At 71.3% G+C, this 14405-nt stretch carries 14 protein-coding genes; 10 read left to right on the top strand and 4 right to left on the bottom strand.

Annotated elements, in window-relative coordinates:
• The first annotated feature begins 41 nt into the window (after positions 1–41).
• Positions 42–329, top strand: coding sequence for a hypothetical protein (locus BMX97_RS07395; protein WP_091747454.1), 288 nt, complete (start codon positions 42–44; stop codon positions 327–329).
• A 385-nt stretch (positions 330–714) separates the two neighbouring features.
• Here BMX97_RS07395 and BMX97_RS07390 read toward each other — a convergent pair whose 3' ends face one another.
• Positions 715–2349, bottom strand: a complete 1635-nt coding sequence (locus tag BMX97_RS07390; RefSeq protein ID WP_091747451.1) for a porin — start codon at positions 2347–2349, stop codon at positions 715–717.
• A 918-nt stretch (positions 2350–3267) separates the two neighbouring features.
• Between BMX97_RS07390 and BMX97_RS07385 the strand changes: the two genes are divergently transcribed.
• From BMX97_RS07385 to BMX97_RS07365, 5 genes are all read left to right on the top strand, one after another.
• A complete protein-coding gene (locus BMX97_RS07385; protein ID WP_060848019.1) occupies positions 3268–3477 on the top strand; it encodes a hypothetical protein in 210 nt (69 codons plus the stop codon).
• A 251-nt stretch (positions 3478–3728) separates the two neighbouring features.
• Positions 3729–4034 carry a hypothetical protein gene (locus BMX97_RS07380; protein ID WP_091747446.1) on the top strand — a complete coding sequence of 102 codons (306 nt, stop codon included), beginning with the start codon at positions 3729–3731 and terminating at the stop codon, positions 4032–4034.
• Positions 4035–4092: 58 nt separating this feature from the next.
• Complete coding sequence (locus BMX97_RS07375; RefSeq protein WP_091747441.1) at positions 4093–4347, top strand: hypothetical protein; 255 nt, start codon at positions 4093–4095, stop codon at positions 4345–4347.
• 35 nt (positions 4348–4382) lie between these two features.
• Positions 4383–6860, top strand: a complete 2478-nt coding sequence (locus BMX97_RS07370; RefSeq protein WP_091747438.1) for a sensor histidine kinase — start codon at positions 4383–4385, stop codon at positions 6858–6860.
• Positions 6861–7064: 204 nt separating this feature from the next.
• A complete protein-coding gene (locus BMX97_RS07365) occupies positions 7065–8753 on the top strand; it encodes an ABC transporter substrate-binding protein (RefSeq protein WP_244538317.1) in 1689 nt (562 codons plus the stop codon).
• Here BMX97_RS07365 and BMX97_RS07360 read toward each other — a convergent pair.
• Positions 8726–10159 carry a protein adenylyltransferase SelO gene (locus BMX97_RS07360; RefSeq protein ID WP_091747432.1) on the bottom strand — a complete coding sequence of 478 codons (1434 nt, stop codon included), beginning with the start codon at positions 10157–10159 and terminating at the stop codon, positions 8726–8728. The genes BMX97_RS07365 and BMX97_RS07360 overlap by 28 nt on opposite strands.
• A 413-nt stretch (positions 10160–10572) precedes the next feature.
• Here BMX97_RS07360 and BMX97_RS34155 point away from each other — a divergent pair, with 413 nt between their 5' ends.
• The 3 genes from BMX97_RS34155 (at position 10573) to BMX97_RS07345 (ending at position 12074) form a co-directional block, all read left to right on the top strand.
• On the top strand, positions 10573–11370 hold the full coding sequence (locus BMX97_RS34155; RefSeq protein WP_091747429.1) for a cold-shock protein: 798 nt from the start codon (positions 10573–10575) through the stop codon (positions 11368–11370).
• A gap of 54 nt (positions 11371–11424) precedes the next feature.
• Positions 11425–11730, top strand: a complete 306-nt coding sequence (locus BMX97_RS07350) for a hypothetical protein (RefSeq protein WP_143074569.1) — start codon at positions 11425–11427, stop codon at positions 11728–11730.
• Positions 11731–11876: 146 nt separating this feature from the next.
• Entirely contained in the window at positions 11877–12074 is a 198-nt protein-coding gene (locus BMX97_RS07345) for a hypothetical protein (protein ID WP_060849485.1), read from the top strand.
• A 130-nt stretch (positions 12075–12204) separates the two neighbouring features.
• Here BMX97_RS07345 and ppa read toward each other — a convergent pair whose 3' ends face one another.
• On the bottom strand, positions 12205–12735 hold the full coding sequence (gene ppa / locus BMX97_RS07340) for an inorganic diphosphatase (protein ID WP_091747422.1): 531 nt from the start codon (positions 12733–12735) through the stop codon (positions 12205–12207).
• A gap of 241 nt (positions 12736–12976) precedes the next feature.
• The gene (locus tag BMX97_RS07335) at positions 12977–13483 is read right to left on the bottom strand and encodes a GNAT family N-acetyltransferase (RefSeq protein ID WP_060848023.1); all 507 of its coding nucleotides are present in this window, start codon (positions 13481–13483) and stop codon (positions 12977–12979) included.
• Between the two features lie 195 nt (positions 13484–13678).
• On the opposite strand from BMX97_RS07335, the gene BMX97_RS07330 reads away from it, so the two are divergent.
• Positions 13679–14404, top strand: a complete 726-nt coding sequence (locus BMX97_RS07330; protein ID WP_091747419.1) for a fused DSP-PTPase phosphatase/NAD kinase-like protein — start codon at positions 13679–13681, stop codon at positions 14402–14404.
• Position 14405 lies beyond the last annotated feature (1 nt).

Here is a 14405-nt window from a genome sequence, read left to right as displayed (position 1 = left end):
ATCCGCGGTCCGCACCGCCTGTCCTTCCCGCGAGCCCCGACATGACCTTCGCTGTGAACCCCGCCCGACTCCGCCCTGCCCTCCTCCGTGCCACCCTGGCGGTCCTGGTCGTCGCCGCGCCCGCGGCCGCCCTCAGCCAGACCGGTCCGGGCGCCGAAGCGGCGCCCCGCCGCGAGCCCGGCATCCGCGCCCTCGCCGCCCGCGAGCGCCAGCGCAAGTGCGGTGCCGAGTGGCGCGCCCTCGCGCCGTCCGAGAAGGCGGCGCAGGGGCCACGCTGGCCGCAATATTACAGCAAGTGCGTCCGCCGCCTGAAGGAGCAGAAGGCCTGAGGATCCGCGCCCGCCCGCGCAGGCGCGGCGAAGGGCCGGGATCAGGCGGGGCGCAGCCGGTCGCACCCTCGGGCGGCCGTCGCCCGCCCGGCGCCTCTCCTTTCTCGAGGAAACTTGGCCGTTCCCGAGGGATCTTGGCCGCTCCCGAGGAATCTTGCCGGCACCCAAGCAGCCGGCGATTTTTATTTGCGCCTTCGAGAAAATGTGGCGCCGATAGTTGAATCGACCTGATCGTCCTGTTATATGTTGAGCATCCTGAGTTTCGAGACCCAGGGCACCTGCAAGGCGCACTCTCCGAGTGCGCCTTTTTTCTTGTGTCGACGTTCGGGCACAAAAAAAGGGGCCCCGGCTCGCGCCGGGACCCCCCATTCGACTAAGACTGGTCTTAGAAGTCGCGCTGGACGCGCATGCGGATCTGGAACGTGTCGGTCGCGCTGGTGGTCGGCAGGGCGACGCCCGCCGCCGTGACCGGCACGCCGTTCACCACGCCGGCGACGTTGGCGCCGCCGAGGCCCGGGGCCTTGTTCTGGTCGATCACGCGGCCGCTCTGCAGCGCGAGGCGGGCGTAGTTGCCCTCGAGGCCGATGTCGAGGTCACGCACCGGCGACCAGATGATGCTGGCACCCGCGACCACCTGGTTGGTGTCGCGCAGCACGCTCGAGAAGCCGTAACCGGCCGCGAACGGGCTCGGCAGGGTCGAGGTGTTGAAGCCGCCGAGCTGGTTCACGAGACCCAGGTTGGCGCGGCTGGCCTTGCCATAGGCGACTTCGCCGTAGCTGCCGAACACCGACGAACGCCACTCCGGCGCCCAGTAGTGCAGGTAGGCCGCCGAGACGGTCCACGAGGTCGACAGGTCGAGCTTGCCGTTGACCGGGTTCACGACCGCATCGACGAGCGAGGTGGCGAGCGTGGTGCCGGTGGCGAGCGAGGCCGAAGCGGTGTAGCCGCCGAGCCAGGAGTTGTAGCCGGTGTAGCGCAGCGCGCCCTCGCCGTACGAACCCTGCAGGTAGAGCAGGTCGCCGGCGGCGATGAACGGCAGGTTGATCTTCAGGCCGCCCTGGACCGCCCAGCCGTACTCGGTGGTCGGACGCGGAGCGACGCCGCCGACGGTCGAGAAGCCGCCGAAGCTGCGGACCTGCGAGGCGTTGCCGGTGTTGAGCTCGTGCACGGCGGCCGAGACCTGCGCCGAACCCCAGGCCGCGTCGTAGCGGAGCGCGCCGACGAAGTCGGGCATGCGCTGGCGCTGGACGACGTCGTAGTCGGCGATGACCGGCTGGCCGAAGGCGTTCGTGCCGAGAACCGGGGCGAAGTTGCCAGCGCCGGCGGTGAACACCTGGTAGTTGACGAAGTTGCCGCCAGCGGTGCCGCTGCCGAAGATCGGGGTCTTGCGCAGCAGCGGGTCTTCGACCGACAGCGTCGCCGAGAAGCCGTTCCCGAAGGTGGCGGTGTAGGCGAGCAGGTTGGTCGAGGAGATGTCGGAGCCGAGCGACGACGCCACGAACTCGAGGTCGTGGGCGTAGAAGTCGAAGAACGAGGCCGCGCGACCGGCGGTGAAGCCGGCGAACTGGATGAAGGCCTTGTCGACGTTCACCGTGGTGATGGAGCGGCCGAAGGTGTCGACGCCCTGGCCCGGGAAGCCGGTGCCGGCGAGACGCTGCGTGCCGGACGCGAGGAACGGACCGGTGCCGTAGGCGAGGTCGAAGCGCACGAAGGCGCGCAGGGTGCCGTAGCCGGTCGCCGTGCGGGCATCGAGGTTCAGACGGCCGAGGCCCTGGTAGCCGGTCAGGTCACCGGCGCGGCTGTAGGCCTGCAGGTAGGTGGCCTGGAACCGGGCGCGGCCCGAGACGCGCAGGCAGGTGTCGGTACCCGGGATGTAGAAGAAGCCGGCGCCGTGCGTGGAGCAGACGCGGACGTACTCGACGGGCGCAGCCTTCTTGATCGGCAGATCGGCGGCGTGCGCACCGGCAACGACGGTCAGGCCAGCAGCCGAACCGAGCAGAAGGCTCTTAAAGAGCTTCATGGAGACCTCCAAGATTTCGGACCCGATTGGGGTGAACGACTCTGTTCCGAAGACCTTTTCGGCCTCGAGACCATGTCCCTCTTATGCCCCCGAAGATTCGACCGCCGCAGGGACATGGCCGAACCACACCTGACTTCGTTTGGTGCGGTCGGAACAATCTTTCATACGGCCGAGTTGATCAATCGTTCTCAAGATCTAACAAGCGGCCTTGGAAGCCTTGCTGCCCGAATGTGGCAGAATCACCACATTTGAACTGACGGAATGCGCCGTCTGTACGGTAGCGCTAACAAAATACTCAAGAACTAACAAAAATATACTTGCGGCCATCTGGGCGCAAAATTATGCGCTAACAAAATAGAAAAACCCGTACATATTCTGGATATATTTCACATAAAAGGCAATATTTGTTAGGCAATTATAATTTGAAATCGATATATAGAGATATATACCTGTTATTTTGTAGTAAAACCCGTCATAAATGGGCGTCGAGTGTCCAGGCATGGATGGCGATCCCTCTCGTCCGGCGCTTCGGTGCAGCGCCGCCTCCCGCTGGCGGCGGGGCGTCGGACGCTCCATCGTCCCTCGCCGTCTGTCTCGGCAGCCGCCGTTCGCAGGGCGAATCGAGCCTCCGGGAGCGACATCGTGGGCTGGACCGGTACTTCGTCTCGCCATGCGGCGTCCCCGGGCCACCCGGCGCATCCGCGCGGTCGGCGCCGGTCGCCGGTCCTTCTCCCCTCTCGACACCGTCTCGCCCGTCCTTCGAGCGGAGCCCGCGTCCCGCGCCGAGGCGCGAGGCGGAGCGGTCGCGCCCCTCGGCCGCCGGGGAGCACCGCACCTCACCCCCTTGCCATCAGTTTTTAGTTGTTCTAATTAGCAACTGACCGGGCCAGAGGCGGCCCACGACCGGGAGACACCACCATGGCGACCACCCAGGGCGCGGCCTGCAACAGCTGCCGCTACTTCGACGACCACAAGCTCAACGGCGCCGCCGCCTCGGCCGATGCCGGCCTGTGCCGCTTCAACCCGCCGGTGAGCCAGCCGGACCCGCAGGGCCACGGCCTGTGGCCGGTCGTCGCCGGGCAGGATTGGTGCGGCCACTTCACCGCCGAGCAGACCGCCGCCGAGTGACGGCCTCCGGGCGACCGTTGCCTGTGACGGTTGCCGAGTGATCGACCACTTTCGCTGAAGGTTTCGTCCCCCGCTCTTTGTCGAGCGGGGGACTTTCGTTTTGCGGTTGCGCACCGGCGAATGTTTCGTCCGATGGCGCGGACGAAACATGATTGGCGTCGAAGCGGCCGGAATGGCCCCGCGACGCAAAATCCACGACACGCGTCGCGCCTATACCCCCCGTCACAAGAGCCCGGAGACAAAGGGCGGCGGTGGAGGCGACGATGATCGTGGCGCGGATGATCCTGGTGAGTGCGTTGCTGACGGCCGGCATCGTGGAGACGACGAAGACGGCGATGCCGCGCCCGGTGGAGGCCGTCCCTGCGGCGGTCCCGGTCTCCACGGTGCCCGCCGTCGATCCGGCCTGCGCCGGTGCCGCCTGGCCCTACGTCCCCGGCGCCTGCCTGTCCTCCGAGACCCCCGCCCGGGACGGCGCACCCCGCCGGCCGGTGCGGGTGATCGAGGAGCAGCGTCCCGCCGCTCCGGCCCGGCGGCCGAACCGGGTCTCGGTCGGGTGATGCGGTGTCCCTCAGCATCCGCGCGCGCCACCCTCAGCCCCAGCCGCGGGAGGTCCCGATGCCGGATTTCAGCGCCGATCGCCTAACCGCGCTCCTCGACGGCGACCCCGAGCGGCTCGGCGACCTGCGCGCGCTGATCGGCGTCCCGCCGGAGGGCAGGATCGCACGCCGTCCCGCCCGCCCTCCCGCGCGCCGTCCGGCCCGCACGGACCCGCCCGAGGACTGCGAGCCCGCGGATGGCCCGGTCGCGGGCCACCGTCCGGGGCACGCCACGATCCGGGCCGCGCGGGTCCTGGCGACGCCCGAGAATTGATGCATAGTCGTCGCCCGCGGCGGAGCGGGGCCAGGATGCGCGTCGGCCACAAGATCTTCCTGGTCGGCGGCCTGCCGATCACCATCGCGGCCCTGATCGCGCTCGCCGGCTGGCTCCTCCTGGCCCAGGCCGGAACGGCGCGCGACGGGGCGGTGCTGGCCGGCGCGATCTACCGCACCCTGACCCTGTCGATGACGGTGCGCGACGAGTTCTTGGCGGCGCGCCCGGTCGAGCGCACCGACCATGCCGAGCGCTTCGCCCGGCTGACCGCCGAATCCGCCGGCTCCCTCGACGACCTGCGCCGCTACGCCCGCACGCCCGACCAGGCCGCCCGGATCGAGGCGGCCCGGGCCGCCCTGAAGGATTCGATCGACCAGATGCAGGCGCTTGTGCGGATCACCCGGGAGAATGACGGGCTCATCGCCGAGATGGCCGCCCGCGCCGACGCCCTGGTGGGCCTCGCCGACCAGGCCCGCGACCGCCAGCGCGCCGCCAACGCCGACCTCGTCGCCTCCCTGACCGACAAGGCCGCGACCCTACGCCAGGTCCGCGACGTGCTGGGTGCCGTCAACGCCCTGCGGGCCCTGGTGGCGCAGGCCGAGATCGAGGCCCTGCGCGGAGGGAGCGCCGGCCTGCCGGCGGTCCGGGCCGCGATGGTCCAGGTCCGCAACGCCGCCCGCGACCTCGCGCTCGCGCTCAAGGACGACCGGCGCCCGGCCGAAGCCGAGGAGCTCCTGATCCTCACCGCCGCCTACGAGGCTTGGCGCGAGACCGAGGAGCCGCGCTTCGTCGTCCTCGGCGGACCGGCCCCGGAGCGCGCCTCCCCGCCTTCGCCCGCGTTCCTGCCCTCGCCGGTCAACGTCCTCGACGAGTGGTGCGAGCGGATCCTCAAGATCGACGGCTCGGCCCAGCGCTCCCTGCACGACGAGGTCACGCAGCTCCTCGCCTACGCGGTCCGTGCCAACGAGACCGAGCAGGCGACGCAGAACATCGCGCTCGCCACCCTCAAGCTCGGCCAGCGCACCGCCGAAGCCCTGCGCCGGCGCGACATCCCGGCGGCGGCCGCGATGCTGGAGGACGGGCGGCGTCTGTCCGAGACCGCCGCCGCCCTGCCGATCTCGCCGCTGATCCAGGGCGAGATGATCGAAGCGATCGACGGCTGGCGCGAGCGCCTCGGCACCACGGTCGAGGGCCTGCGGCGGCAGAACGAGGGCCTGGCGGCGATGGACGGCCTTGCCGCGGTGATCGGCGAGACCGCCCGCAGCCTCAACCAGGTCTTCATCGACGATGCCGACCGCCTCGGCGCCTTCCTGGTGCGCGTCCTGGTGATCGGCGCCGGGGCCGGCCTGGTTCTCGGCTCGACGGTGGGCCTCGCGGCGGCCGCCTCGATCACCGGGCCCCTGCGCCAGCTCCAGCGCAGCATGCTGTCCCTCGCCGCCGATCCGGGCGGGCGGGTGCTCGGCAGCGGGGTACTTGCCGGCGGGGTTCTTGCCGGCGGGGTCCTTGCCGGCGAGGTCGAGCGCCGCCGCGACGAGCTCGGCGACATGGCGCGCGCCACCGCGATGTTCGTCTACGAGATCGGCCGGCGCGAGCGCGCGCTGCGGCGGGCCAAGGAGGAGGCCGACCGGACCCTCGCCGAACTGCGCCAGACCCAGTCCGACCTGATCCAGGCCGAGAAGCTCGCCTCGCTCGGCCAGCTCGTCGCCGGGGTGGCGCACGAGATCAACACGCCGCTCGGCATCGCGCTCACCACCGCCACCCTGGTGGGGGACGAGGCGCGGGATTTCGGCGCGCTCGCCGCGGCGGGCCAGCTCTCGCGCTCGCGCCTGACCCGCTTCGTCGACCGGATGCGGGAGGGCTCGCACCTGCTCACCGCCAACCTCACCCGGGCGGCGGACCTCGTCCAGAGCTTCAAGCAGGTCGCGGTCGACCGGGTGAGCGACGAGCACCGCCGCTTCCTCCTGCGCGCCTGGCTCGCCGAGCTGCTGCGCAGCCTCGGGCCGCTCCTGCGCCGCGGCGGCCACGGCCTCGATCTCGAGATCGACCTCGACGAGGGCGAGATCGAGGTCGACACCTATCCGGGCGCGCTCGCCCAGGTCATCACCAACCTCGTCAAGAACGCGGTGGTCCATGCCTTCCCGGCAGATGCCCCGGGCCGCATCGTCGTGGCCCTCTCCCGCGACGGCACGCGCGACGAGCCCTGGCTGCGCCTCGAGGTGCGCGACGACGGCGGGGGCATCGCGGCCGCGGACCGGGAGCGGATCTTCGACCCGTTCTTCACCACCGCCCGCCACCGCGGCAGCTCGGGGCTCGGCCTGCACATCGTCTACAACCTCGTCACCGCGCAGCTCCAGGGCCGCATCGCCGTGGAGAGCGAGCCCGGACGCGGCACCGTGGTGCGGGTCGAGTTCCCGGCCCGCCTTGCGCCGGAAGCCGCACCGGCCGCTCGATCGCTGTCCGACGAAGCGGGCGCCGGATCGGCGAAAGAGAATGTAGCAAGATCAAGTATTTAGAGCGGGGCCCGGTAGCCGCGCGATCGGACGCTGCTCCGGGCAGGGCGCCGCGGGCCCATGCTCCGGGCAAGTGCAGGCCCGCCCCACGGCGCTTCTTCAGGAGTAAAGCCGCCGCGCGACACTTCCGAAGTTTCGCCGTTCGGTGTGTACTGGCCGGAATGAACTGACAGGACGGCGGGCCGCCGCTTGCGAGGGATGATGCCCGTGACCGATCGACGAAACGGACGCGGCCCGCGCGCGGCGATTCTTCGCCGGGCGGCCGGATGCGCCGCCCTCCTGCTCCTCGCCGCGCCCGCCGCGGCCCGAACGCTGGTCTTCTGCTCCGAGGGCAACCCGGAATCGCTCAACCCGCAGATCGTCACCACGACGACCGGGATGGACGCGGCCTGGCCGGTCTTCGACACCTTGGTGGCGTTCGAGCCCGGCACCACCACGATCCGCCCGAGCCTCGCCGAATCCTGGACGGTCTCGCCGGACGGGCGCAGCTACACCTTCGCCCTGCGCGCCGGCGTGCCCTTCCACGGCAACGCCCGGTTCCGGCCGACCCGGCCGCTTGCCGCCGAGGACGTGGTGTTCTCGCTCTCCCGGCAGTGGCGGGACGACCACCCGTTCCACCGCGTCTCGGGCGGGCAATACGCCTATTTCCGCGATCTCGGCCTGCCCGAGCTGATCGAGGCGGTGGAGGCCGTGGATGCCCGCACGGTGCGGGTGCGCCTGCGCGAGGCCGACGCGACCTTCCTGCCGAACATCGCCATGACGCTCGGCGCCGTGCAATCGGCGGAATACGCGGCATTCCTCGCGGCGGCCGGCGAGGCGGAGCGCTTCGACCGCGAGCCGATCGGCACCGGACCCTTCAGCTTCGTGGCGTTCCAGCCCGACGTGGCCCTGCGCTACCGCGCCTTCCCGGACCATTGGGGCGGGCGTCCGCCCGTCGACAGCCTGGTCTTCTCGATCACCCCGAACGCGGCGGTGCGGCTCGCCAAGGTCCGGGCCGGCGAATGCCACCTGATGCCGTTCCCCAACCCGGCCGACCTCGACGCGATAATGGCCGATCCGGGACTGACCCTGATGCGCGAGGAGGAGCTGAACGTCGGCTACCTCGCCCTCAACGTCACGCGCCCGCCCTTCGACGACCTGCGGGTGCGCCGGGCCGTCGCGATGGCGATCGACAAGGCGGCGATCGTCGCGGGCGTGTACGGGCCGGGCGGCACGGTCGCCCGCTCGCCCCTGCCGCCGAACCTGTGGGGGCACGATCCCGGCCTCGCCGACCCGCCCCTCGACCGGCCGGCGGCCCAGAGGCTGCTGGCCGAGGCCGGCTTCCCCTCCGGCTTCGAGGCCGAGCTGTGGTACCCGCCGGTGAGCCGGGCCTACAACCCGAACGGCCGGCGCGTCGCCGACATGATCCAGGCCGACCTCGCCCGGATCGGCGTGCGGCTGCGGCTCGTCACCGACGAGTGGGCCGCCTACCGGGCCAAGATGCTGGCCGGCGTGCCGGCGATGGCCCTGTTCGGCTGGACCGCCGACAACGGCGACCCCGACAACTTCCTGGGTGTCCTGCTCGCCTGCGCGCCGGCCCGGCCCGGCGGCAGCAACGTCGCCCGCTGGTGCGACCCCGCCTTCGATTCCCTGGTGACCCGGGCCCGGCGCCTGCCGGACCAGGAGGCCCGGGCCGCGCTCTACCGGGAGGCGCAGGGAATCGTGCGGCGCGAGGTGCCGTGGGTGCCGATCGCCCATTCGGCGGTGTTCGTGGCGGCGCGCCGGGAGGTCACCGGCTACCGCATGGATCCGCTCGGCCGCCACCTCTTCCGCGGCGTCGGCCTGCGCGGTCCGGACCCCGGACCCGGCACGAATGCCGGCGCCGGTCCTCAGGGCGCCGCCGGCCGAGTGCCGTAGGCCCCCGCCATGGCGTCGATCGCCGCGAGCTTGGCGTGGTAGGCCGACCAGTCGTCGCCCTCCGCGATCGGCGCCCACAGGGCCTCGACCTCGTCGATCAGCATCGTGCACGGCGTGGCCTGCGCGAAATACGGATGGTCGAGCCGGGCCGCCGGATCGGGCGAGAGGGCGCCGAGCGCTTGGCGCACCCGCGAAAAACCCTCGCCGGCGTAGTGCGCGGCGGCCGGGCTGCGGGCGGCGCGGTCCTGGCTCGCCAGGCCGCCGTACCAGTCGAAGAAGACCTGCTCGAACGGCGCCCGGCTCGTCTGCAGGAAGGCCCAGAACGCGCCCACGAGGGCGTGCATCGCCGCCTCGTCCGCCGGCATCGCGAGGCCGAGCCGGCGCAGGATCGCCTCCGCGAAGGCCTCCTGCAGCGCCGGGCCGTAGACGTCCATGGCCGCGCCGAGCCTCGCCTCGTCGGAGAGCGGCAGCAGGCACTCGGCGAGCCGCGCGAGGTTCCAGCCCAGGGCCTCCGGCTGGCGCCCGAAGGCGTAGAGGCCGTACTCGTCGAAATAGGCGGCGGTGAAGGCCGGGTCGTTGACCGGCGCGAAGCGCCACGGACCGTAATCGAAGCTCTCGCCGGTCACGTTGATGTTGTCGGTGTTGAGCACCCCGTGGACGAACCCCGCCGCCATCCATTGCGCGCCCATCCGGGCGACGCGCCGGCAGACGTCGGCGAGGAAGGCCGCCGCCCGGTCGGCCGGGTCGTCGCGCCACGCCTCCGGCCGGTAGGTCGCGACCGCGTGGTCGAGCAGGCGCAGCAGGTTGTCCCGGTCGTCGTAGGCGCGGAAGCGCTGGAACGTGCCGATGCGGATGTGCGAGTGGCTGAGCCGCACCAGCACCGCCGATCGCGTCGGCGACGGCTCGTCGCCGCGTATAAGCGCCTCCCCGGTCTCGATCAGGCTGAACGACTTCGATGTCTCGACGCCGAGCGCCTCCAGCATCGTGGTGGCCAGCACCTCGCGCACCCCGCCCTTCAGGGTCAGGCGGCCGTCGGCGGTGCGCGACCAGGGGGTGCGCCCGCTGCCCTTGGTGGCGAGGTCGAGCAGGCGCCCGTCGGCGAGATCGTGGAGTTGCGCGAACAGGAAGCCGCGGCCGTCGCCGATCTCGGGGTTGTAGTTGCGGAACTGGTGGCCGTGGTAGCGCAGGGCCAGCGGCTCGGGAAAGCTGCCGGGCAGCGGCGCGAAGCGGCCGAAATGCGCGACCCACTCCTCGTCGGTGAGCGAATCGAGCCCCACCCGCGCCGCCCAGGGCCGGTTGCGGTGGCGCAGGATGTGGGCCGGGAAGCGGGCGGCCGCCACGACGTCGTAGAAGTCGGGCCCGAGATCGGCGTGGCGGCGCGAGGGACGGAACGGAGTGGCCGGCATCGGGACCTCGACGAAGGAGCGGGGTGGCCGGGCCGATCGACGGGAGGCGAATCGGTCGGGCGGGGTCGGTGGCGCAACGCGCCGCCCGCGATCCCGGGTCCCGGATGCCCCTCGGGCACCCGTTCCGGCATCGCCGCGGCGGGTGCATGCATGTCACAGTGATGCGTCAACGACACGCGGAAAAGGGTGCGAATCGGGCTGTCAATCCGCTTCGCGACGTGAGAAAGTGTCCCTCGTCATCGCCACACGTGGCAGATCCGCCTTGCGGGACGGTCTGAGTTGCGTCAGGAGTGTGGCGGTCATCTTGGTCACCGCAACCGGGAATGGAACGATCTCGAGGCGTCCGCTGTCAGGTACAGAACGCACCGGGGTACAAGGGTGGTCGGCGGTTTTTACGTTTTGGCGAGCTTCTAATGGGACGTGGTCGTGATTTCAGGGAGCCGCGCCGTCGCGGCTTCGACGAGGGTGGTGGCGAGCCGCGGTGGCCTGACCAGGCCCCGCAGGGCAGCAGCTACGGCGGTGGCTATGGCGGCGGCGGTGGTGGCGGCGGCTACGGTGGCGGCGGTGGTGGTGGTTACGGCGGCGGCGGCTTCGGCGGCGGCGGCGGTGGCTTCGACCGCGGCGGCCCGCGCAGCGCTGCCCCCTCGGGGCCGGAGCGTGACGCGACGGTCAAGTGGTTCAACAAGGAGAAGGGCTTCGGCTTCGTCGAGCTCGGCGACGGCTCGGGCGACGCCTTCCTCCACATTCGCGCCGTCGAGGCGGCCGGCCACGCCGATCTGATGCCGGGCACCCGCCTGAGCGTGCAGACCGCGCAGGGCCAGAAGGGCCCGCAGGTGACCAACATCACCAGCGTGGACACCAGCACGGCCGAGGCCCCGGTCCGTCGCGATCCCCGTCCGCCGCGCAGCGGCGGCTTCGGCGGCGGCGGTTTCGGTGGTGGTGGCTACGGCGACCGTCCCGAGCGTGGCGCCGGCGGCGGTGGCCGCTTCGCCTCCGGTCCCTCGACCGAGATGACCGGCACCGTGAAGTGGTACGATCCCGCCAAGGGCTTCGGCTTCGTGTCGGTGAACGACGGCGGCAAGGATGTCTTCATCCACCGCTCGGCGCTCGCCCGCGCCGGCCTCGAGTCCCTCGCCGAGGGCCAGCCCGTAACCATGGGCGTGGTCGAGGGCATGAAGGGCCGCGAGGCTCAGAGCATCAGCGTCGACTGATCCTCGGTGCATTCCAGCACGGATGATCGACTGATACGGACGGAGCGGTGGCCCATGGCCACCGCTCCTTTCCGTTTGCGCGTCGTCCCGGCGGGGCTCGCGCTGCTCGGATTCCTGGCGGTCCTGGCCCTGCCGGGCCGTGCCGCGGCCGAGGATTTCACCGGCTTCTACGCCGGCATCAATGCCGGCTACGGATGGCACAAGCGGCCCGATATCCGCTCCGGTTCCTCCCTTCCCGCCTGGGGCGGGACGCCGGAGGCCGACGCCCTGCCGCCGAGCGCGACCCGCGCCGCCGACCGCAACCCGTTCCTGACCGGCAAGGAAGCCGCCAAGGGAGCCGGCGAGCGAGCCGGGCGCTGAGGAGGCGCCCGTCCTCGGGCAGGACACCGAAACAGCGGGGACAGCCGTAGCGCGGCCTCCCGGTACGACCAGGGTCGGACGTGCGGAACGGCAGCGCTTGTGGCATGGTGGCGCTCGAACCCAACCGGGCTCGGGACCCCTTCACGATGACCACCGTTCACGACGTCACCCCGGACCAGCTGCGCGGGCTGGAAGCCGCCGGCGAGGCCGCGCTCAATGCCGCGCTCGGCCGCCTCCCGGCCCACGAGCGCGAGGCCTACTGGGCCTCGGTGCGCCGGGCCTACAACGCGCCCTACAACGATGCGGTGAAGAAGCCGCGCGCCGCGCAGGCGCGGGCGGTCTGAGGACGGCGCCTCGACCGGGGACGTGATCCGCGCCGGTCGGTACGCAGAAACCCTCCCCCCGCACAGGAGGGAGGGGTCGCGTGGCGGCCCGCCAGGGGCGAGGCGGGCGCGGTCGGCGCCCGCGCCGGCGTCACGCCTTCTTGGCGCGCTCGATGCCCTCGAGGATCAGGCGCTGTGCCTCGGCCTTGTCGCCCCAGCGCACGATCTTCACCCACTTGCCGGGCTCGAGATCCTTGTAGTGCTCGAAGAAGTGCTGGATCTGGTGGATCGTGATGTCGGGCAGGTCGGTGTAGTTCTCGATCCGGTCGTAGCGCTTGGTCAGGTTGCGCGACGGGACGGCGATGATCTTCTCGTCCTCGCCGGCATTGTCCTCCATCACCAGCACGCCGACCGGGCGCACGCTCATCACGGCGCCGGGGACGATCGCCCGGGTGTTGGCGACGAGCACGTCGCACGGGTCGCCGTCGCCCGACAGGGTGTGGGGAATGAAGCCGTAGTTCCCCGGGTAGTGCATCGCGGTGTAGAGGAACCGGTCGACGATCAGCGTCCCGGCCTCCTTGTCCATCTCGTACTTGATCGGCTCGCCGCCGACCGGGACCTCGATGACGACGTTGACGTCCTCGGGCGGGTTCTTGCCGATGGAGATGGCGTCGAGGCGCATGAGCGAACTCCCTGCAAGGGCGGACGCGCCCCTGAATGGCGCGGTCCTTAGAGGGCCGCAGGCGCCGGCACAAGCGCCTGCGCGCCACGGTGACCATGACAGTCGAGGACAAGGTCCCGTCCGGCCACGCTTCGCGCGAAAACCGGCGTGGACGGTCCGTTTGCTGCCGATGAGCACGCGTTGAGCAGATGACGGCGCGCCGGCGACCAAACGGGAGGCAGGATGCCTCCCGCCCCGGCCCTCAACCGAACAGGTAGGCGACCTTGGGCAGGTCGGCGCCGGCGATCCGGTCGCAGGCCTCGGCGACGACGCGCCCGCCCATCCGCTCGTAGAAGTCCCGCGCCCGGTCGTTCTCGGCGAGCGACCAGACGGCGATCCGGCGCACGTCCCGGTCGGCGAGGTCGTTGCGCACCGCCCGGAACAGGCGGGTGCCGTAGCCGAGGCCCTGGTAGTTCGGCGCCAGGTAGATCTCGTCGATCTCGCCCTCGGCCTTGAGGGCCCGGTCGCGGCAACGCCCGTAGGACACGTAGCCGATCACGCTCTCGCCGATCTCCAGCACCACCAGCGGCCGGCTGCGCCCGATGGTGGAGCGCCACCAGCGCGGTCCGCGCCGGGCGAGCATCCGGTCGAGGGCGACGCCCGGGATGATGCCCTGGTAGGCCTCGCGCCACGCGGCGTCGAAGATCTCCGACAGCATCCCGGCATCCTGCTCCCGGGCCCTGCGCATGCTGACGACCTGAGTGCTCACGGTCTACCCCCTCGATTGTTAGCCGACGGATCGCGTCCCCACGATGCGGGGGAGACTTCGCAAGCGCAATGCCACGCTCGTGCGCCGGCTCATCGAACGGCCGGTCGTTGCGGCCGGGTCACGCGGCTGGTAGAGCGGCCTACTGTCCTCCACGCGAATCGCGTTCTCCCGTCCCAGCCAGGCGCCCGTCCCTTCGTGCTCAACCGCTTCCTCCCGCCCGAGACCCGCTACGCCCGCCGCATGGCCCGGATCGCCCGCTGGGAGCAGCCGATCGCCGGACCGGGCGGGCGCCTGCGCGCCTGGGCGAACATGCTGCTCGTCGATCACGGCGTGTTCCGCCTGGCCTATCTCAACCGCCACCGGATCGGCCGCGGGATGGTCTGGCGCTCGGCCCAGCCCGGCCCGCACGACCTCGCCTGGTTCCGGCGCCAGGGCGTGCGCACCATCATCTCGCTGCGCGGCGGGCGCGAGCACGGCTCCTGGCAGCTCCAGCGCGAGGCCTGCGAGCGCGAGGGGCTGGCGCTGGTCGAGTTCGTGATGCGCTCGCGCGAGGCGCCCGACAGGGCGACGCTGCTGGCCGCCAGGGACTTCTTCGCCGGCCTCGCCTATCCGGCGGTGCTGCACTGCAAGTCCGGCGCCGACCGGGCGGGGCTGGCCGCCGCCCTCTACCTGATCCTGCACGAGGGCCGGCCGGTGCGCGAGGCGGCGCGCCAGCTCTCGGCGAAGTTCGGCCATTTCCGCTTCGCCAAGACCGGCATCCTCGACGCGTTCTTCGAGCGCTACCTCACCGAGGGCGAGCCGAAGGGCCTGAGCTTCCTCGACTGGGTCGAGCACCACTACGATCCCGAGGCGCTCAAGCGCGACTTCCGCACCGGGGTGTGGTCGGACCTGCTGGTGGACCGCCTGCTGCGGCGGGAGTGAG

Source organism: Methylobacterium sp. ap11 (assembly GCF_900110515.1).
Classification (GTDB): domain Bacteria; phylum Pseudomonadota; class Alphaproteobacteria; order Rhizobiales; family Beijerinckiaceae; genus Methylobacterium; species Methylobacterium ajmalii.
This window is presented reverse-complemented; position numbering and strand designations above follow the sequence as displayed.